This is a genomic window from Thermodesulfovibrio sp. 3462-1 (assembly GCF_040451425.1).
GTDB lineage: Bacteria > Nitrospirota > Thermodesulfovibrionia > Thermodesulfovibrionales > Thermodesulfovibrionaceae > Thermodesulfovibrio > Thermodesulfovibrio obliviosus.
Window position 1 is genome coordinate 593196 of the sequence record NZ_CP144374.1, and the last position, 20333, is coordinate 613528.

The window sequence follows — 20333 nt, forward strand, 5'->3', positions numbered from 1 at the left end:
CTACCATGAGGTTATAAAAGGTCTGTATTCTTCATCCCCTATGAGATGCTTCTCTATCTTGTAGAGTTCAAGCCTTATCAATTGTCTGTAAGACACATGTCTGCCGAGCCCTCTGTGCTCAAAAGTTGCCTTGAGCCGCTCATCCATCTCTCTTACAAAAACCTCTCTCCCCTTCTCATTCAAAACAATTCCGTCAAGCTTCTGTTCAAAATGCTGTGGTTTAATGATTCCTTTATTTACCAGTGTAAATATCACCCTGTCTGCAATGATCGGCTTAAAGACCTCTGCTACATCAAGATTAAGTGAAAACCTCCTGAAATTCGTGGTATGCAAGAAACCAATCCTGGGGTCAAGATGGGTATGATATATTTCGCTAAGACAGACTGTATAGAGAATAGAATTTGCAAAACTAATAAGGGCATTTAGCCGATTTTTTGGTGGTCTCCTTGTTCTACCTTCAAATATAAAATGCTCATTATCCAGAATCCTGTCAAAGGCATAGTAGTATTGCTCCCTTATGTTTCCCTCAATCGCCATCAATCCCTCTGTGTCTTTACAGGATTGTAGCGATTGAGAAATTGATTCTATTTTCTGAATATACTTTTCCAGTTGTTTTCCTCTATTTTTATAATAAGCAAGCACCTTTTTTATGTTCTCCACAGCACCCTCTACAAATTTCCTTGCAAGGATGAGCCGTTTTGATGGGTCAAGATAATGTTCAGCCTGCTTTAGTATCATATATCCAGAATTCAGATGCTGTCTTGGATAGTATGAGCCCACATAGTAGCCGTAATAGTTGAAAAAGTGCATTATAATTTCGCTTTCTGTGAGGAATTCAAGAAGTCTCTTGTTTATTGAAACTTCACCAAAGATAAAAAGTTCTGATGTGTTTTCTACAGGGATGTATTTTTTGCCTTCTTCAGTTTCAAAATAGAGTGTGTTTCCTTTTCTTTTTAGTTCGCCATCTGAAAATATGTAAATCGTCCTTTTCATGACCAGCAAAACTCCTGATAACCACATTTTGAACAGAATTTTGTTTTTTGTGCTTGCGGAGGTATCTCCATTTTAATTATTTCTTTAATCTGGGCTTGCGCTTCAATGAGCTCGGCTTTAAGCTCTTTTGTAAGGGTAACAATGATTTTTTTCTTTTCTTTTGGAAAGAGAAGTTGCCCAGTAGCTTCAATACCGAGTTGTTTTAGCCTCCACAGATAAAAGGCAAGTTGCATCCTTGCACTTTTCTCAAAACGAGAGCTTTTCTTAACCTCACCAATCACCACATTTTCACCTTCTGTTTTTAACAAATCTATAACAATGTTTTCAAGATGAATCTCTTTTCTTTCCCTTTTGTATGCTTCTTCTGACAGTAGCCTGCCAATCTCAATAAATGGATTTTCCTGCCATGGTGTAAGCTGCCTTGACATAAGCCAGACCTCCCGGGGGCAGATGTAATAATACCAGATAAGGGTTCCAGTGGGGTGCATTGAATTCACCATAACAATAGCCCTGCTTTGGTTTTAAATCCTGTTTCATGGTCATAATAATCTTCAAGCTGATTTTGAGAGATGTAATAAGTATCCATAATTTTTGGAGGTAGATTTTCAGTATTTGCTGGAATAGAAATGATATAATCGTAAAAATCTTTGCGAATTTGCAAAAATTCTTTTTTCCGTTCAAAAAGGTTTTTAATCATTTTAATTCTTTCAAATTCCTTCCAAACTTTTACTGCTCTTTCGTCGTATTCAATAAATACATCTATTTCTGGATAGTCTTCCTCTATCAGTTTAAAATCAGAAATTGACAACTCATCCGTCTCCTGTTTATCATATCTCAATCTGGAAACAGCCTCTAAAATTTCTGAGGATTCTGTCTGATTCAGTTTTTCAGTAATTTGTTGGAAATAGGTATCAAGTAGCTGGAAAAGCTGTTTTTCATTAAAAAATTGCCTTGCAGATAGAAGTTTCTCTGTAATATCAATTAAAACAGGATCATAAATATAGGATGCATAGCGTCTGCCATGTTTGTCCGTAAGAGTGAATACTTTAACTGTGCCTTTTTTATTACCAGCATTTCTGTTACACCTTCCAGCAGACTGGATTATACTGTCAAGAGGAGCGATATCCCTGTAAACTATGTCAAAATCTATGTCTACTCCAGCCTCCACGAGTTGAGTGGACACAACTAATTTGTATTTTCCATTTCTAATTTCCTCAATTCTTTTTTGCCTTTCTAATGGAACAATATGGGTGCTGAGAAATGTTTTTGATATAGAATTGATTTTAAGAAGTGAATAGAATTTCTTGGCAGATGCAATTGTATTAAAGATAAATAGTTTTGAATTCTCTGGATTTTCATCAATTTGATTGACAATTTGTTCAATTTTGACTGGATTTTCAATTTCCGAGTATAACTCTATTCTATTAAGGTTATCATAATATTTAGAGGGCTCTGTTATGCTAAATATTTCATTCTTATCAAATATCAGCGGTTCGGTAGCAGTCATAAGAATGACATATGAATTAAATTTCTCTGCAAGTAACATCAGGATTGTTTTGATAAGTTTCCAATACTTAATAGGTATAGATTGTATCTCATCAAGTATTATAATTGAATTGATAAAGCGGTGGAATTTTCGTAAACTACTGTTTTTATTCGAAAACAATGTGTGAAAGAGTTGAACGAAAGTTGTTATTATTATTTCCGAGTTCCATCCCTCTATCAATAATTCCCCTTCTTGAGTTTCATATTCCTTTTCTTCAGTTTTGTAAAAAATCTCTGCAAGATGATGGTGTTTGAGCATGATATTTGATGTGGGATTTGTTCCGTTTTCTTCAATTACTTTTTCAATGACCTGAGCGTTTTGCTCAATTATGCTTAGAAAAGGTAGAGAGTAAATTATTCTTGGATTGACTTTCAATTTTCTGAGCTCGCTTTTTAGTTTCAATGCAAAGGAAAGACCGGTAAGGGTCTTTCCAAGTCCTGTGGGTAAGTTGATAGAATAAAATCTTTTATTCAGATCAATATCTTTTTTCATTACCTCATGGTAAGCTTTAGTTCTTAGTTCATTAATTATGGACGGGATGGGTTTTACTTTTATTAAGTAGTTCTTTACCCAATCTTTGTCATCATAAGTCTTTCTTATCGGAATATTGGAATTTTCAAGAACTACGTCGGTTTTGTCTGCATCAAGAAGAAGCGAATAAATAAGATTTAAAGTGAGATAAGGTGTCAAATCTTTGTTTTTCCTTATTAATTTTTTGTAAAACTTTAATTCTCTCTCAAATTCGTTAAACCATGTATTAATCAATAGCTTTGTTAGCAAAACGGGAAGTCCTTTTTGATGCAATGTATTGCACAATGTGGAAAAAGAATGATTATTAATGCTTTCAAGCTGTGTTTGTAGTATTTGAAGATTTTTTTCATCAAATAGTGATGTTTCATCCATTACATCTATCAGGTCATCGTGATGCCTCCTTACCGCAATGTAAGCAAAAAGGGGCAAGAATACATTTTCATTACATGTTTTTTGACAAAATTCTTTTACGATAAAGTAGGTACATATAGCAGAAAAGAGACTGTGCGATGAATATTCAGACTTTAATTTTTGCTTAGCTGACTCTTCTGCAAAAAGATAATCCTGAAAATATCTGGTTGACTTACCTATATCGTGAGTAAGACCAATTATTCGTGCAACCTCTTTAAGCTCATTCTGAATAGCTAACGGTTTCTCTGATAAGAAATATTCCATCAAATCAGCTACATTGATGAGATGGTCTTCCAGTAATTTATCTGGATGGGAATACAAATTAGAAGAAGACGATATTTTCCCCATTTTCAAGATAGTAAAATTTTTTCAAATATGCTGTAATTGTCCTCCCTTCTGGCTCATAAATAACATCACCGTAGTTCTCAACGATTCTTTCTGGTGTCATCCTTATAGGAATTTTTTCCTTGAAGTATTTTCTCCCCTCCTGTAATTCTATGCCCTTGTTTATGAGCATGCTTACAGGTACTACAGTAGAAATCTCGGTCCTGGGTTTTTCCATTTCTCTTGTATCATAAACTCCAACAAAACAAAAATCAGCAAGAAGTTCACTTAAACCTAACGAAACTGTATAAAATGATTGATGGGATTGAACCATATTGATGAGTTTGTCAAAAGTATCTTTATCTTGGTGCCAGACATAGACTCTGTATTTTGGTGTCTTAACAAATTCAGTTAATATCTGAGTGCGTGGCTCATGATTTTTCTTTTTAATAAGAAGAAGGTATTTGTTGTCTTTAGTGTTTATTAGATTTATTCCCATTCGCACTTTTTTTATAGGGTTTATTATCCTTAAGGCGATTTTGCAATTGTCATATCCAAAAATATTTAAATATTCATTTTTTGGAGCGCCATAAATCGCACCTAATATGCCCGCAACTGTTGGAGGTGGTGGAAAAGAAAAGGTAAGAGGTGATGTAGTGGTGTAATATTTTCGGAAATGAGCAAAATCACCGTATAAATCAAACACAAGCACTTTCATAGTTAAAACCCTAAAAAGTGAGCTCCTCTACAGTGAGATCACTTAATGCACTTTTTAAATCAATTTCCTCGCCATTTCTGATAAGCCTGACTCTATCATCAACTTTTACTCTGACTTTTTCTATTTTGTCTTTATATTTAGCAAGAGTATCAATAAGCTTGGTTACATCTATTTTCACTTCTGATATATCTCTTATAGCTTCATCAGGGATCTCTGATTTTAAAGATATAAGTTTATCAAGTTCTCCAATGTAAAAATTTAGTCCTTCTTTATAAACAATCTGTAAAAGTATTCTTGGCATCTGTCCAAACTTTGAGCCTGAGATAAGATTTTTCGTTCCATTCCACATTCCCTCAAGCATTAAATCTATATCTTCTTCAGTAAGAGGAATATTTTGAGTTGTAGCAGCCTTTTCATTTACGACTCCATAGAAAACAATTAAAGAGTATGGAAGAATATACCGTTCTGTAAAGGTGCCTTGTTGTCTGCCAGTTGCAGAAGGCATAACTGTAGTCCCTTTGATATAAGTTAAGTCAACTTTATGTAAAGACCTTCCATATTTGAACTGAACCGGACCTGTAAGCGTAATTGTTCTATTTTCTACAGCAGTGGTGCAGCCAAAAAGACGAATATCAATACATCTTTCAATTATGGAACTATCGGCAAAGTCGTTCAATCTTTCCTCTTTTGTTTTGAGACTTCCATCTTCTTTCCTGATCTCACGAATAAAAATTTCCTGACCTTTGTAATCGTATAAATAATCTCTAATAGTTCTTTTCAATCTCACATCAGTAACAATGGTTGCTCCTGTTTCCTCATCAATCCTCGGCTTGTTTTCATCAACAGGGTCTCCGTTTGGATTGGCATCTTTCACATCATAGAGAAACAAAATTTCTGAACGATTTTTTACTAATTCTGGCATGTTAACCTCCTTATAAAATTTCTTCTGGTTTATTTAAGACCTTTCTTTGTCTGAATTCGCCGAGTTCCATATATTCAGTCTTTTTATTTGCAGGTCTATGGGCAAAGTCAAGCATCTTCTTAAGTTGCCTAAGCCTATCAGTTTCCCAGAGGGATGACCTGTTTTCTTGAAGTTTCTCGAAAACATATTCTTCAAAAGCCTTTTTAAAGCCTTCAATCTCTGAAGTTTTATCATCAAGACCGTTCCACTCTGAAAAAAGGTCCTGATAACGGTTTTGTCTGTTAGATAGATAAAGCCGTGGCTTAATTTCAACAGAGCCAAGTCCGAGGGGCTTTCCCATGCCGAGTTTATGGGCAAGACCATCTGGCAGGGAAAGGGCAAAGAGTAGGGCACCAAGTTCAACCCTTGAAAGGTTTTCAAAACGGATTCTGCCTTGAAAAATAGAGCCTGGTTTTATGGGAGTTAAAATAGTATGCTGAGTTTCATATATTCCAATTGACTGATAAATAATGTTCCTGAGGTTGTCTGGCAAATTAGTAAGGTTTATTTTTATTTTTTTGTTTTTCTCTTCTAAAATGTAAGGTTGAAAATCCTCTTTTCTAATCAGATGCTTTTTCAGTAGTTCGTTGAATTCTTTTTCATCATAAGATATTTCCACCTCTTCCCATCCATTTCCATCCCTGTGCCAGTAGAGTTTGTAGCCGCGGATTGGATTGGCAGAATTATAATGAGCAAGATTTTTAGGATGGTCCTTGAGATTTTCAGGTCTCTGCTCAAGATAGTGTTGAAATGATGTTGGTTTTGGTCCTGAAAGAATCTGTGGGATAACGCTTGGCATAATGGCATCCTCTGGATTTCCCTCAAGATAGGCATCTTCAAAAAATACTCTTGAGGCATAGGTTTTTTCGTTCCCAAAGATAGCCTCAGGGATGTCTAAAACAGCTTTTTTCAATTCAGCAGGCACATGGTCTCCAATGGTCTTTTCATAGGCAAGGCGGAACATACCTGTGTGACCGAAGGAGATTCTATCTTCACCCTTTGTATCCTTATATCTCACATAGAAACAGGGCACGCCATCTTTCGCAAGTTTTAGCAAGTCTGGAACTTTATCACTTCTGTTTTTGTCATCCTTATAGTTTTGAATATCAATTTCGGGAATTTTAAACGCCTTTGCATCTTTATCAGGATATTCTATAAACCAATCTCTCTTTTTATTTTCCATTGGACCAGAAACAACAATGTACCCATTGTTTACTTTATAAAATTTGAAGTCTTCATACCTCTTGCCTGTTTGTTCAATCATTTGGCGTGCTTCAGATTTGAGTATCTGTCTGAATCCTTTTGCTGGTGTAATGAAATAATCAAAGCCTTTTTTGGTTAAAATTCCAGCAGACATTTTATATTGAGTTTTTTTACTATTTTTATCAAAAGAACTCATCTTTCTCTGATATTCTTGTCGCAGATTCTTGCATTTGTCAGCAAGTCCCCTATAATACAACCTTGAATCCTCAAAAAACCCAAACTTCCCATAACTCATTATCTCAACCATTGTCCTTATCATGCCGCGCAGGGAGCTGCCAGGGATGCGGAGAAGTCCACCAGGGGAGAAGAAGTCGGGATTAATGTATTGTTGGTCTTTTTCTTTTTCTATCCTTATCTTTTCTTTGTATTCATCCTCAGTTAAGGTATCCCTGATATAAAAAGGTGTGAGGGTCTTTATCTCAAGGTCTATGTAGCCTGTGAATCTGTCAGTGTGGTATCTATCAAAATCTGGCGGGTTATCAACATGCACAACTTTATGATTAAGCGGAATAAAATTGTAAGGAGCTCTGGCATAGATATCATTTGAGGCTGGTCTGGGATTTCTCTGTGAATGACGCGTTTGAAGATCCCTCTGTGGTGATGAACTTCTTTTTGTGTAAATCTCTTTCCCTTCGCAGAGTATTTTTACAACCTGCCCGTTTTCTCTTTGCACCTCCACCTCTTTGCCGTCTAAAGTGTTATCTTTTGGTCTAAATCCAGAAACCGGCATTGATTTATTGTTTTGAAAAATCAGCCTTGCCTCAAATTCTCCCTTTTTTGTCTTTGTGATTTGAAGTTTTGCTTTCTCCATACTCAAAGCCTCCTTTCAAATAAAGCTTCCATTTTTTAAGTTTGTCTTTTGATACAAATTCTTTTATGAACTCAAGGGCATCTTCTCGTAAAACATTACATTTCGCCTTTGTTAAATCCTGTAAATCGGCAATCTACATAGGAAGCCTGATAGGTCTCAGGATGAAAATCTATGTAGTTGCGGGTCTTTAAGAAGAGGCGATTCTTCCTGTTGTCCACAGGAATCTCATCAAAAGGTAAAATGAGTTCTGTTCCCCTTTCTTCAAAGAGCCTTATCCAGCCATCAGATAGCTTCTCTCTATCGGTCCCCCACAAAACCTGATTTGCATCTACAACATAGGTTTCTTCTCCTTCATCATCAATCCTTAATCTACCTCTCAAACCAACATCTAATCGCCATATAAGGAGCTCTTTTTGTTCATTGAATAGCCTCAATCTCTGGATGTATTTTTCTTCAATAGATTCATTATTAAAAAAGAGCAAGGCATTGTTTTTAATCCTTCCAATCAGCACCTTATAATCAAGATAGGCTATAACAAAGCCATCTGAATTAAAAACTGAAAGGGCGGATTTTATGTTGTCTATGTTTATTGTTTCAGCCTTTGATTTTATCCTTTTAAGCTCCAGCCCATTTGCATTTAACATGTGGCACCTCCATTATTTACAAGGGCTTTGACAAATTCCTGTAATTGTTGTTTTTCAGAGTCATTCAGTCGGGTCGGATCCTCAAAAACTATTTCCCTGTCATCCCACTTAATTATTGCCTTTCTGCCTTCAAGCACTCCCCTTCCTATTGCCTTTTCACCTCCTACCGGCAAATCTCCTGTCCAGAGGTCTTTTAATACAAGGAGCATTAAGCCTGCTTCATGTTTTTTATAATCATTAATTGTCATTCTGACATTAAAGATTTTTTCATCTTTTCCTCTAAACAATGGCTTTGTTTCAAGAAGGGCTGATTCAATTGTTCCACCTGTGAAACGGTCTATCTTTATCCTTGTCTGGACCTCTTCAGGATAACCCTCAAGGACTGTCTCTTCAATAAGAATCCTGCCTTTCTTTGCAGTTTTCTTTTCTTCTTCAACATCTCCAAAAAGGTCTTTGATTATTGTCTCAGGCTTTTGTAGTGTATTTACAATCCTTTCTGCCCTTGCCCTGATGGCGCCTTTAAGGGAAGTGCCTGGAAGGACTGGCTTGCCCTTTGATTTGATGTGCTCTGTATCGGGCATATCAGGCTCTATGTTATAGGAGCGAATGATAAGGGAGTTTTTAATTACAAAATCAGCATTGATGCTGAAGGTCCTCTGGGTTAACCTGATAGGTTCAATATTGAAGTCTATAGGGTTTGAGAAATCTTGCTTTAGCCACCTAAAGACATCTTGCTTCTTTGAAAAGTCAAATTCACAGATACTTTGCTCAACTAATTTTATCTTTCCAAATCCACTGTTTGTCTTTGCCCCGATTCTGATTTTTTCACTTTTAAGAAGATTAATTATAGTCGCAAGCATCTGTTTTTTGAAGTCATCCTCATTGCCATTGAGGTTAACTTCAATATTAAGTTTAAATTTAGCCCCTGGTTCAATCACTTCGTAATCAAATTTTGCCCCTTTCTCTGCAATCCCTTTTTTGTTGTCAATCTTTACTCCATCCCTTATAACAACCTCTACATTCCCCTCAGGCATAAGGTCACTCACAATAATTGAACTCTGTTTCAGGTCTTTGTGCCCTGTGTTATCTTTCTTTGGTGTGCCCCAGAATTCTTCAAGTTTTTTCTTGTAGGAGTTGTCTAATTTAATTGCATGCCGAAGCACTCCTGTAAAAGAGGTTGCTGGGATGTAGGGCTTCCCATTCGCATCACGAATAACATCCATGTCAGAGTTTTCATCCCTTCCACAGCCAATCATTGCTGGAGAGACAAGTTCTATTTTGCCTTCAAGAATTAGCTTTCCCTTTATCATTTTTTCTCCTCCTGTTTCTTCTTTTTCCTCATAGTTGATAAGAAGGTTGTTAGATAGATTTTTTCAAGCTCTTTTTTAAAGTCAGCATCATTTTCTGGTTGATAGGAGATTTCATTGCAGAGATAGGCTAATTTATTTATTTGCCTGATCTCATGACTTACATCAACTTTGAAGTTAGTTAAATACTCATAAAGGTCTGCGTTCTTACTTCTACACTTTTCAAGATTAATTTTTGCTTTATCTTTAAGATTTTGTAATTTTTTTGTTAATTCTCTTTTATTAACAGCATCTTCCAGCTTTGCAAGAAGTGATGCTGGGGGTAGATTATTAAAATCCTTTGCGGTTTTGATTGCCATTATCTGAATGTACTTTTTAAGATTTTCCTTGATTATATTTTCAATTAACTCCTTTACTTTTTCTGGTGGAGCACCTTCTGGTCTGGGTGGCTTTGTCCTTTCTTCATCTTTTATTGTGATTTGATTCTCTTCTGCCTGCCATCCAATGACAAACCTGCCAAATCCTTCATGAGTCCGCATTCCGATGCCTTTTTTCTGAAGGTCTCTCAACCTCTGTATATCTCCATCTTTCAGCTCAACAAGAAAACATGAGCCCGCCCTGAAGCATACTTCCTGCGGGGTTTTGAGCCTCCATATAGAGAGAAAACCCTCTTCTTCAGTCTGTTTTATAAAGGCTTGCTTGATTTTGCATCCAATAGCCTTCTCAAACCCTTTAATGTCAGTAGTAGAGTATCCATATTCATTGTAAACAATCGTGTCTGAAAGGAGGGTAATTACTGCACTTTGAATATCATCAATCTCAGTTTTAATTTCGCCTGTGAAATCCACTGGTTCTTTATCTAAGAGCCTGAATTCTATCTTTCCATACTGATTATTCCTTGACCTACCAAGATAATAGATGCCATCCCCTATAATGCTCATAAAATCTTTAATATCCTTGTCCTCTCCGATTATGTATCCTTCAAAGGTCTGTCCTTCATTAATTGACTCATAGTTAAATATGAGACCTTCCTTTGAAGTTCCCCGCTCTCTATCTCTGGCATGATGGAAGTTTAAGGATTTTTTTACAGGAAACTTGTAAAGATAATTACCTGAAAACCTGACATAACCATCTATTCCTTTTGTTTGTTTATCAAACTCTTCATTTTGAAACAAAAGGTCATAGGCATTTCCCTTTTCTTTTTTGTCTTCCTGAACTGAAAGAGGAATAGGGTAATAATGATAGTTTTCATAAATGATATAGGCATTTGTAATCTTCAACTCTCCTTTCAAAAACCATCTGTAAAAGGTCTCATCTTTATGGGCATTTTCACCAAGCCTTCTTTTTTTGATATATTCATTTGCAAACATGCCCCTCAGGTGAGTGCCAGGGATGAAGTCAAGGGTTGACACCATGTTTGGGTCGCCTGTGTTTGAGGCAAAAAGGAGTGGTGAGAGCGATTTAATGCTATATCTTATTGCTTGCATAAGACCTCCAGTTCATTTATAAAATTTATTTCATTTGAACCATCGTAAAGTTTACATTCTACTTCACCATAGCCTCTGTTTCTCTTTGTGCCTAAACGCCTCAGGTTTTTCACTGCAAAATAGAGGAGCTTTACATCATCAATATCTGCATCTATACTGCCTTCAAATACAAGCCCCTTCTTTGCCACCCTTATTGTCCTCAATGAGTGTTCTTCTGCTGTGCCTGTGGTCTCATCAATTGCGGTCTGCTGTCTGATTTCTGTATATTGCTCTATAATGCCTTCGCGAGATATCAGACCACTGTATTGATTCATTAAATAGGCAAGCCATTTTTTTATGTCATCATATCCTTGTATCGTCAGATTGGAAAAATAAACTGGAGCTGATTTATCATTGCCAGGTTTTCCAAATATGGAAGTTACAATAGAATATTTATTTTCAGTTTTGTCTTTTTGCAAATCTAATACATTAATTCCTGCAGATTCAAACATTTCACAAATCTCAATGGCTGAGTCCCTTAAACATCCTTTAATCCTTTTTGATGGGATATAAGGGATGCCATATTCGTCAAATACAATATCAGAATCTATAATAGCTCCAAAGCCTTCTCCTGAGCCTATGAGGCAAGGTGATTTGAGTTCAATGGTAAGTTTATATATCTTCATCTGCTACCTCCATTTAAGGCAGATTCTGGATAGAGTTCTATAAGCTCTATCATATCAAAATAGGGAGTCTGATTGCCTTTTATAATCTCTGAACCATCGAAGTCTTTATATTTCGGCAGTTTAAGTTGCCTTGCACTTAATTCTTCAATAAATAGTTCTTGAGCGTCTTTATCCATATAAAGCACCTGCCTTAATTCCATGAGCTTTGAGCGGGGAAATTTTGTTTTGCCATTGTCTTTTTTCTTAAACTCTGAAACAGCACTGAGAAGTTCATAAAAATCCTGAATTTTGTAAGGTCTCAGAACAAGGCTTTTTACATTAGGGGCTTTATAATGACTTTCTCTTATATCATCAAGACTTCCCGAAAATCCTCCATAAGCAAGATGGAAGTCAAGCCAGGAGCCATTGTCATTTTGATCTTTTCTTTTTCTCTTTGCTGATTTACAAAGATCTTCACTTAATTCATAACCCCTATAAAAAGGATACTTTGTTTTTGTTATTGCAATGCCAGCACAGGCAGTTAAAGGCTTTCCATCTGATACTTTCTGCCTTTCAAACTCTTCAAGAAAGACCTTTGCAAGCCATATTCCAAGCCTTCCCTCAGAGACAAAGGTTATGTCATCACCTCCAATAATAATGGGGCGTAATGGAAGGATTTTTTTGCCATCTTCCTGCCTCAGTTTTATCTCCTTTTCAATTTCTCCCGCATGTTTAACTATTTCTGTAAGCATTGCTTTAAAAGCATTCATGGTTGCATTTCTGACCGAGCAGGAAAATTTTCTTAAAGTAATAAGATCCGTTTGAGCCTTCACCCTCTCTCCCATATCATTACCATCTATGTGAACTATGGCTATGTGGCTGTCTTCTCCTTTGCTCTGTCCAAGTTTGTCAAGCTCATCTGTAAAGGTATATTTTTTATCAAGGTTTAATTCTTTCAGGATTTCTATTATTTTTCTTTTTGCTTTCTCTGCAGCCTCAATTTTAGCATTGGATACAGAGGATATGTAATCTTGTTCTTCATCGGGTAGATTTCTGCACCAGACTTCCCTTGATAATCCCGTGCGAGGACACTCTGCTGTAATGCCATGCCTTCGGATTATTGTCTGTGGAACAAAGCTTGCCTTATTTTTTGCAAGGGTTTTAAAAAGTATCTTGAGGCTTGAAGAAAAGTTATTCAAATCTATTTCTCCAAAAGCACAGGCAGGGATTATCCCGGGTGCATGAATGAGTAATCTCAGTGTCCATTGTTTTATAAATTCCTGAGCCCTGTTTTTCTCCTTAAATAACAAAAGGGCATTCCCGCCACCAATATAGCCAATCTCAAAGGGCACTCCATTTTCTTTTATCCGAATTCTATCAGGCTCTGTTTCCCACGCCTCATAATATTCTTCTGTTAATTCAGGAAACATTTCCTTGTTCACCTTTTTAAGATGACTATCATAAATATCCTCAACTATATAGGATGCACCTATGTTTTCTTTAAGATTGTTTGTGCTGAAGACATACCTCTGGATTGAGACCGTATCAAGCAAAACAGCGAAAAACTTATCTTCCATAAATAACCTCCGGTTATGATTATTTGATAAAGTCTTTTATCCTATTGATCAGGACTGATTCTTTTAGGTCATCCTCACCAAGAACTAAGATGTTTTCTTTGCCTTCTGTATCAATCTCAAGCTCTTCCTGAAGTTCATTCCTTTGAGATTTATTAAGCCTTGTAATCAGCACAGCCCTTGCCTCCTTGCCACCAATCTGTCTTGTTCTTAAGAATATCTCAAAACCCTTGCTTTTACAAATATGCCTCTGCGAGGCTGTAGTACAAGAAATTCCTATCAGTTGATAACCTTTCAAAAGGATTATATCAAGCTCAAACTTCTGATGCTGGCTGGACCATTGTTTCTTTTTGATTTCCCAGTTACGGTCAATTTCTATGTTTTGCCCTGTCAGGTTATTTTTCAGAACATCAAATACATATAGTTCGAGCCATTTTCCATCAAGAAACTTCACCGCTTGTTTTAAACAATCATTTGATTTAGGCTCTCTGAAAGAGCCATCATTATTGAATAATATATAATCCTCTGGCATTGATCTTATAATCTCCAGGAAACTTCCCTCTGCCCTGAAATTTTTCAGATCGTCTTTTAAGTTTCTTATTTTTTCTACCAGTTTGTCTTTTTCTTTAGGATTTTTACTGGTAAAAAGGTCTCTTTGATATTTGTTAAACCAATCTTTAAGTTTATCTGCCTCAATAAGTTCCTTAAACTTATTAACGGCGTTTTTGAATAAATCAATTTCCTCCGAGGGCTTGTTTTTTCTTTCAAACTCATGAAGACTTATCAATTCCTGAATGCTTAGCCCTATTTCATTTCTAAGGTCACCCGTAATCCTGCCATTTATATCATCTACTATCTGGAATGTCCTGGCATCAAGATATGAGAAAGAGGCTTTTATATTATTTTCTCTGGCTTTTTCCTCAAGCCACCTGTAAACATGCGTTCCCATTACCTTTGTTCCTCCTGTATAGTTGAGATGGACAGAGAAAGTTGAATTGAGTAATGGAAGAAGTCTTGCATCAAGGTTTCTTCTGATCTGGCTTGCATCACTGATGTTAGAAAGATGAATAAATTCAAAGGTAAGATTGTTTTGATGATGAGAGTTAAGAAGCTCTTTAAGGGTGTCACAATAATTTTTTGTTCCTCTCTGATTATTGGTTTCTTCTGAATAGATTAAAAAAATATTTTTGAGATTTTTATTTTGGGCAAGAAAATATTCAGCCACGACAAAATTGGGCAATGGATTAGTGCCAGTTAATAAAATTAAGTTACAAAATTGGTAATTCATGTTTTTCATAAACAATTTTTGCGATTTTCTCGTAAAGATTCATTCCGCAGGCAAAATAAAAGTTTATCTCATCCACAGACATTCTCCATCCATCACCAGCCTGCAATAAATACTTAGATGCTTCTTGTGCAATCAATCTTTTACCTTTATCAAAAGTCTCATATTCTTCTAATTTATTCTGCACTTCTGGCAGTAATGCCTTTATATCTTTTTCATCCATTTTTAAGCTTTTTAATTTTTTCATAAATGGTGGTTTTGATTCCCTTTCAGAATACTGTTTATTTAATAGCATCTGTGTTAGCGCACCAAGTAAAAATATGCCTCTTTTTTCAGGTGCATTCAACGACTTACCGTATTTGTTAAATATTTCGTCAAAAAGGTTTGGTTCCATATTTACCTCCTCAAAATTTATTAAACCAAGTTTTTCAAAAAATACCATACACATCCTTGCATCTCTAATCTTAAAAAGATAAAACTCATTATTCATAAAATCTCTTCTTATGTTTTGCATAAAAAACTTAACTAAAAAATTAAAATCAATTCTCTGACCTCTAAAAATAGAATCAACTATTTCAAGAAAATATTTGTCAAGGTCGGTTTCTCTTTTGTCTTCATCAGATTTATAGAAAAATGATCTTACTTTACCGAAATTAAATTCTTCATTAAAAAGCTTGTCCACATAATTTTTTGCATCAAAAATAGTTTTTAGCCTTGATGGGAAAACATCCTCTATGAGAAGCAGAATTCTCTCTGCACTCCGCTGGCTTTCAAGAAAGAGGATATTTAAAGTCAGAACATCTTCCTTTTTAGAAAGGTATTCAAGTATCTCGTTTTCATCATCTGTTAGCCTTTTTACAGTTCTTTCTTTAAGGGAAATACTTTTATGGGTGTCAGATAAAATTTCTAGTATTTCTTCTACAACTTCCGGTCCGCCCAATAAAAATTTTGGAATTAGTTGATATTTCATACCGTAAAATTTAAAGGTTAGCTTATCCTTAATAAAATCCCTACCCTTTTGAAGTAAATCACGACATTCCTGACAGACTGGAATGTTTTTCCAGTAGTTCTTTTTGTTAAATTCCGTAATAAAGCCGGGCTTGTCATCGGTATCAAATTGATAGACATGTGTTCTTGCAGAAACTGTATCTTTTACTTCACCACAGATAGAACACGTCCTATCTTTAGAAGAGGACCTACCAATTCTTTGAGAAATATTGAGGTTAAAAATTTCCCTGAACAATCTAAAATCTCCAAGGTATTTATCATTTATCCTTACTGAAAGAAATTTAGTTGATTTTTTAGGTAGTTGTTTTACTTGATCAACTATTGAGGACAAAATCTTGGATTTTTCCTGTTGAAGCACATTGTTAATCTTTCTGATTTTATTAAGGTCTTCAGGTTTAAGATTTGGGGTTCGCTCATAATTTTTAAACCAGTTGATGATTTTTTCAAAGGTTTTTTTAGGTTCCTTGGGGTTAATTGGTGCAAATGGCGATGGTCTGTTACCTTTACTTTCTCCAGTTTTATAAAGATATCTATCTATTTTTTCTGCAATGAAATCTTCAAGTTCAATCGCTTTAAATGACAAGTTAGAATCAAGCACTATAAAAATTATTTTCCCTTCTATTTTTACAGTTGGCTGAGATACAAATCTACCAATTTCTTTAACTGCTGAAAGCATTTTATTTACCTCTGCTTGTATATGTTATAGTTAAATACTCACCAACAGCAATAACATTTTCTTTTGTAAGTTGAGGATAATTTTTTAGAATTTCTCCTATCTCCCATCCATTTGAAAGTAATTCAAGGTGAAATTCAATGGATTTGTTGGTGAGTTTTATGACTGGTTTTCTTTCCAGGATGCCCTGATTTCTCACTCTATCTTTGTAATACATTTTTCGCCCTATTGCCTTTATTTTTATCAGAAATTCATCTTTTTGTCAATCGCACCAATCACTACATTCTCACCTTAGCAAGAAATTTCATATAGCATAGATTTTTTCTTCTTTGAGTATCTCTAAGGAATATTCAATTGCAGCAATAATGTCTTTTTTTGTAAGTTGTGGATAGTTTTTAAGTATTTTTTCTATATCCCAGCCGTTTGCAAGGAATTCAAGTATAAACTCAACTGAAATCCGAGTTCCTTTTATAATTGGTTTCCCAACAAGGATCTCTGGATTTATCTCTATTCTATCTCTATACTTCATGTTGCACCTCCACGGTTTGTTCTTCCTCAGCCTTTGAAGGGAAGGAAAAGGCAAGTATTACAAGGGCTGTCTTTGTGTTTTCAAAATCCTCATTAGCCAGTCTAAACACTTCTTTCATTTCCTCGTCCGTTGGAAGATGTATCTTTTCTTCTTGTTCAAGCCTTAATCTTCCTTCTCTTAGCATCTTAGCAATTGTCTCTTCAAAGTCTCTTGAATCCTTCCTTGCATTTCTTATATCATCAGCATATCCATACTTTCTTTCTCTTATAAAATATCTCAATGTTCTTGCAAGGCTTTGTAATGCGGGGTTTTCAATTATTTCCTGCTTTATCATAGCAACCTCCTTTAAAAGATATTTTACTGTTTCAGGATATAAAAGATTTACCCAGTTATTTGTTGATGTCTCCTGAACATAAAGACGGGGGAATTTAAGTAAGGAATCATTATTAAAATTTTCAAGAGCATTTGCTAACTCAATGAGGGAAGAAATTTTTGGCTTTTCATTATAGTTTCCAAGTAGCTTTTCAACGGTTGCACTATTGTATGGTGAGTATGAAATAAATTTTGAAAAGTTTATAGCATTCACTACTGCTGTTTGTTCCACAACTGTATCGCGACGATTATCTTTCGAGACTAATGTCAGATGAAAAAGGAGTTGTAATTCATTAATGATATCACATATGGAAGGCACTCTTGCTAATAGCCCAATTGAAAAAGTCGTTAAGGGTTGAAGGTCTGAAAGCCAAAAGTTGTGCAATGTTTTTTGTAATGAAAACAGCTTAATTAATTCTTCTTTTTTGAGATTTTTTCAGGCAAAGGTAAAACCAAAACATATTTTGTATTTTTGCCAGTCCCCATCTGGATAACAAAACCAAATGAATGAAGTCCTAATACTGCTAAATATCCACAAATTTCACATAAGTTCATATTAAATTTATCATAAATTTTATCTCTAAAATATGGCTTGCCAGCATGAAAAGAGGAGATAAGTATTAATCCGCTACTTCCTCCAAATTTGTTTACATCTTTGTGTCCACAGAAGATATGTTTTTTAAAATTAAAATCTGCGAATTCGTTTAATTGATAGAAGCTTTCTAAGTTATGGTTTTGAAATAATCCTTGTAGTCGTTCGGTGCTCTCTTTTTTTGTTGAATATTTTCCTTTATCTTTTGCCTTTACCTCTAAATCAAAAAACCTATCGGAAGATAAAATTCTTTCAAGAATCATTAAAAATGATTGTTTAAATTTGTCTGATGAAAAATTATCAAGCTCTATTTGATAAAAATCTTGCTGAGGGGTGATATGAAAATCACACCCTGCCTCAATGCCCACCCTTGCCAGTCCATAGGCAATTTTTACTTCTAAATCAGGAAAACCTGTTGCCGGAGTGTAGAGGGTTATAATTTTCTTTCCTGAAACTCTTTTACTATTAATTCACCTTTATTTAATATCTTTATTCTAAAAATTCTCCCTGTATCATCTTTTTCATCTTCTATTAAGTTGTATAGAATAAGGCGTTCAATTTCCTTCTCATATTCTTTAAAAATTTCTTCACATTCTTTACCAGAACGAGGCTTTTTATCAGCAAGAATTTTTAATAAATCAATTTCTCTTCCTTTAGGAATATAGAAAAGTGGTGGGAAGGTTATAACATCCTCAAATTCCTCATTTAAGTAATAAACTTCACTGTAAGTCATAAATCCAGCCAGAGCACAGGCAATAACATGGGCTTTAAATCCACCTGTAGGGTTGAAAAATACTTTATATCCTTCCTCTTTTTTCCTATTTGCTAATCTGATTAAATGGTCAAGCATATCAGAAATACCGTGTGTGAAACTTTTAATTCTGTCTTCACCAGTATAAGTTTCCATAAAATATCCCGGAAATTCTTTTGAAACATATACAGTAAAATCATTTTCTCTCATAAACCTTTTAAGAGTTCTTACGCAAATCTTATTTACAGGTGTTTTTGTTCCAGTAAAGTAGACCTCAATTTGATTTTTTGAATTCTCTATTTTTCTCAGAAATGAGTTCAATTCAGCAGAATATTTCTTGGGATCTTTACAGACAAAATTATAAATTTCATCTAATTTTTTTGGATTTTTAAGAAAGTCTATCCAGAATTCATTATCAGGGAGTTTTTTGTCTTTTAATTCTTCTTGGACTTTTTGATAATTTGTGATTATACTTACACCTACATTTATTATGTGAAACTCCTTCATAGTTAAACCTCCTCAAAAACTCCATATCCTAAAGATGTTTTTGCACCTATGCCAAAGTTCTTAAGAGCGTCTTTCAGTAAATTTTCTGCTTTAGTTAGTAAATCTTTATCTCTTGATGCAAGATAAAATTGGAATTTCGTTTTTTCAATTGTTAAAAATTTTATAGGAACTGGATTTTGCCAGTCAGTTGGTGGTTTATCGCCTCCATAGTAATCTGGATAGTGAGGATTCATAATATCTATTTTTAATTCTATGTTTTCATCTGGATAGGCATCAAAGAAAATTACCTTTCCTTCTTCTTTTTGAGTGCCAAAGATTTTGATTAAATCTTGAAAAGATATGGTATCCAAAAAGAGACTTAAAGATTCGTCACCGTTTTCTAATTTCTTTGAAACCTCTTCGATCGCTTTTTCTATCCCTAAATTATTTTTCTTTGCTAATTCCTCAGCAAACCTCAAGACTGCCCAATGTCTTGTTACTCCTTTTATTGCACTTCCTGGAATATAGGGAATTCCATAGATGTGGTGGAGTGTCATTGATGTTTCCTGTGGATGAGATGCACCAAGACCAATTACAAGACGCCAGGATAAAGCTAAAGAGAAGTCTTGTATTACAAAACCGTTTTTCTCAAAATCTTCTTTTATAGTTTTTTTAATCCTCTTTAAAAGAGTCGGAACATAATCATTTTTAATTCTTTCAAATTCTTTAATAACCAAATATAAGTATTTGTCTTTGTTTTCCTTTTCTTCCCCGTCAACTAAACTTTCAGGAATAAATTTCCCAAAGATTAAAGAAGGATTTTTAACAAAGTCGGAAGATGCATCATAAACCCAATCTTTCTTTTCCCATTTCTTTTTTCTTTCGTCAAACCTCTCAATTCTTATTTTTGAAATAATGCTCCCTAAAATTCTTTGGGTATCCTTTGAAGTATAAAACAAGTAGTCTTTGCTGTATTTTTCGATAATTCTTCTTTCTTTATTCCTCATTCTTCCTCCTCAATTAACCCTTCAGCAAATCTTTTAAGCCATTGTAAGAAAGCAAGGATTTCCTGGGTTATATAGCGATAATCTTGAGAATTGCAGGAGATAACCCATTTAACAAGGTCAGCTTCACTCTGTTGCATAGAAATTCTTGTGGTATGGTTGCTTTTCATATATTCTGTTAATTGCTTGTAAATTAAATCATAGGCATTTTCTTTTTTACTCTTTGCTTTGACAAAAGCAAGTGTTTGACCAAGTCCATTTGATAAAACCATTGAAGGAATTTTTTTTACATATGATTTATATTCTTTTTGTTTTTTAGATTCACCCTGGAAGGTTTGTTTGGCTTCTTCAACACACCTATATGCAAATTCTGCCCTTCCTTTTTCAAGTTTGGTTATGAATGATTCTTTTTCAGCCAT

At 34.9% G+C, this 20333-nt stretch carries 20 protein-coding genes; all 20 read right to left on the reverse strand.

From position 1 onward, the window contains the following. On the reverse strand, positions 1–993 hold the full coding sequence (gene cas1b, locus V4D31_RS02980; RefSeq protein ID WP_353686759.1) for a type I-B CRISPR-associated endonuclease Cas1b: 993 nt from the start codon (positions 991–993) through the stop codon (positions 1–3). After that, complete coding sequence (gene cas4, locus V4D31_RS02985; RefSeq protein ID WP_353686760.1) at positions 990–1493, reverse strand: CRISPR-associated protein Cas4; 504 nt, start codon at positions 1491–1493, stop codon at positions 990–992. Before cas4 ends, cas1b begins: the two co-directional genes overlap by 4 nt. Further along, positions 1487–3829, reverse strand: coding sequence for a CRISPR-associated helicase Cas3' (gene cas3, locus V4D31_RS02990; protein ID WP_353686761.1), 2343 nt, complete (start codon positions 3827–3829; stop codon positions 1487–1489). The genes cas4 and cas3 overlap by 7 nt, the downstream gene beginning before the upstream one ends. After that, complete coding sequence (gene cas5b / locus V4D31_RS02995) at positions 3804–4523, reverse strand: type I-B CRISPR-associated protein Cas5b (RefSeq protein WP_353686762.1); 720 nt, start codon at positions 4521–4523, stop codon at positions 3804–3806. The genes cas3 and cas5b overlap by 26 nt, the downstream gene beginning before the upstream one ends. 10 nt (positions 4524–4533) lie before the next feature. Then, a complete protein-coding gene (cas7b, locus tag V4D31_RS03000) occupies positions 4534–5445 on the reverse strand; it encodes a type I-B CRISPR-associated protein Cas7/Csh2 (protein WP_353686763.1) in 912 nt (303 codons plus the stop codon). A gap of 10 nt (positions 5446–5455) precedes the next feature. Next, positions 5456–7558, reverse strand: coding sequence for a TIGR03986 family CRISPR-associated RAMP protein (locus V4D31_RS03005; RefSeq protein ID WP_353686764.1), 2103 nt, complete (start codon positions 7556–7558; stop codon positions 5456–5458). A gap of 95 nt (positions 7559–7653) precedes the next feature. Beyond that, the gene (csx19, locus tag V4D31_RS03010; RefSeq protein ID WP_353686765.1) at positions 7654–8202 is read right to left on the reverse strand and encodes a CRISPR-associated protein Csx19; all 549 of its coding nucleotides are present in this window, start codon (positions 8200–8202) and stop codon (positions 7654–7656) included. Further along, positions 8196–9512, reverse strand: coding sequence for an RAMP superfamily CRISPR-associated protein (locus V4D31_RS03015; RefSeq protein WP_353686766.1), 1317 nt, complete (start codon positions 9510–9512; stop codon positions 8196–8198). The genes csx19 and V4D31_RS03015 overlap by 7 nt, the downstream gene beginning before the upstream one ends. Further along, on the reverse strand, positions 9509–10996 hold the full coding sequence (locus V4D31_RS03020; protein ID WP_353686767.1) for an RAMP superfamily CRISPR-associated protein: 1488 nt from the start codon (positions 10994–10996) through the stop codon (positions 9509–9511). The genes V4D31_RS03015 and V4D31_RS03020 overlap by 4 nt, the downstream gene beginning before the upstream one ends. Next, positions 10984–11661 carry an RAMP superfamily CRISPR-associated protein gene (locus V4D31_RS03025; protein ID WP_353686768.1) on the reverse strand — a complete coding sequence of 226 codons (678 nt, stop codon included), beginning with the start codon at positions 11659–11661 and terminating at the stop codon, positions 10984–10986. Before V4D31_RS03025 ends, V4D31_RS03020 begins: the two co-directional genes overlap by 13 nt. After that, positions 11658–13217, reverse strand: a complete 1560-nt coding sequence (locus V4D31_RS03030; RefSeq protein WP_353686769.1) for a hypothetical protein — start codon at positions 13215–13217, stop codon at positions 11658–11660. Before V4D31_RS03030 ends, V4D31_RS03025 begins: the two co-directional genes overlap by 4 nt. Positions 13218–13236: 19 nt before the next feature. Further along, a complete protein-coding gene (locus tag V4D31_RS03035) occupies positions 13237–14439 on the reverse strand; it encodes a DUF1887 family CARF protein (RefSeq protein ID WP_353686770.1) in 1203 nt (400 codons plus the stop codon). 43 nt (positions 14440–14482) lie between these two features. Then, a complete protein-coding gene (locus V4D31_RS03040) occupies positions 14483–16183 on the reverse strand; it encodes a TIGR02556 family CRISPR-associated protein (protein ID WP_353686771.1) in 1701 nt (566 codons plus the stop codon). 1 nt (position 16184) lies between these two features. Then, on the reverse strand, positions 16185–16397 hold the full coding sequence (locus V4D31_RS03045) for a DUF433 domain-containing protein (protein ID WP_353686772.1): 213 nt from the start codon (positions 16395–16397) through the stop codon (positions 16185–16187). Positions 16398–16484: 87 nt separating this feature from the next. Then, positions 16485–16709, reverse strand: coding sequence for a DUF433 domain-containing protein (locus tag V4D31_RS03050; protein ID WP_353686773.1), 225 nt, complete (start codon positions 16707–16709; stop codon positions 16485–16487). Further along, positions 16699–17400: a type I-A CRISPR-associated protein Csa5 gene (gene csa5 / locus V4D31_RS03055; protein WP_353686774.1), complete on the reverse strand. Its 702-nt coding sequence runs from the start codon at positions 17398–17400 to the stop codon at positions 16699–16701. Before csa5 ends, V4D31_RS03050 begins: the two co-directional genes overlap by 11 nt. A 92-nt stretch (positions 17401–17492) precedes the next feature. Beyond that, complete coding sequence (locus V4D31_RS03060; protein ID WP_353686775.1) at positions 17493–18041, reverse strand: hypothetical protein; 549 nt, start codon at positions 18039–18041, stop codon at positions 17493–17495. A 65-nt stretch (positions 18042–18106) separates the two neighbouring features. Continuing rightward, positions 18107–18931, reverse strand: a complete 825-nt coding sequence (locus tag V4D31_RS03065) for a putative CRISPR-associated protein (protein WP_353686776.1) — start codon at positions 18929–18931, stop codon at positions 18107–18109. A gap of 2 nt (positions 18932–18933) precedes the next feature. Then, positions 18934–19917, reverse strand: coding sequence for a type III-B CRISPR module RAMP protein Cmr6 (gene cmr6, locus V4D31_RS03070; protein ID WP_353686777.1), 984 nt, complete (start codon positions 19915–19917; stop codon positions 18934–18936). Further along, on the reverse strand, positions 19914–20333 hold the full coding sequence (gene cmr5 / locus V4D31_RS03075; RefSeq protein ID WP_353686778.1) for a type III-B CRISPR module-associated protein Cmr5: 420 nt from the start codon (positions 20331–20333) through the stop codon (positions 19914–19916). Before cmr5 ends, cmr6 begins: the two co-directional genes overlap by 4 nt.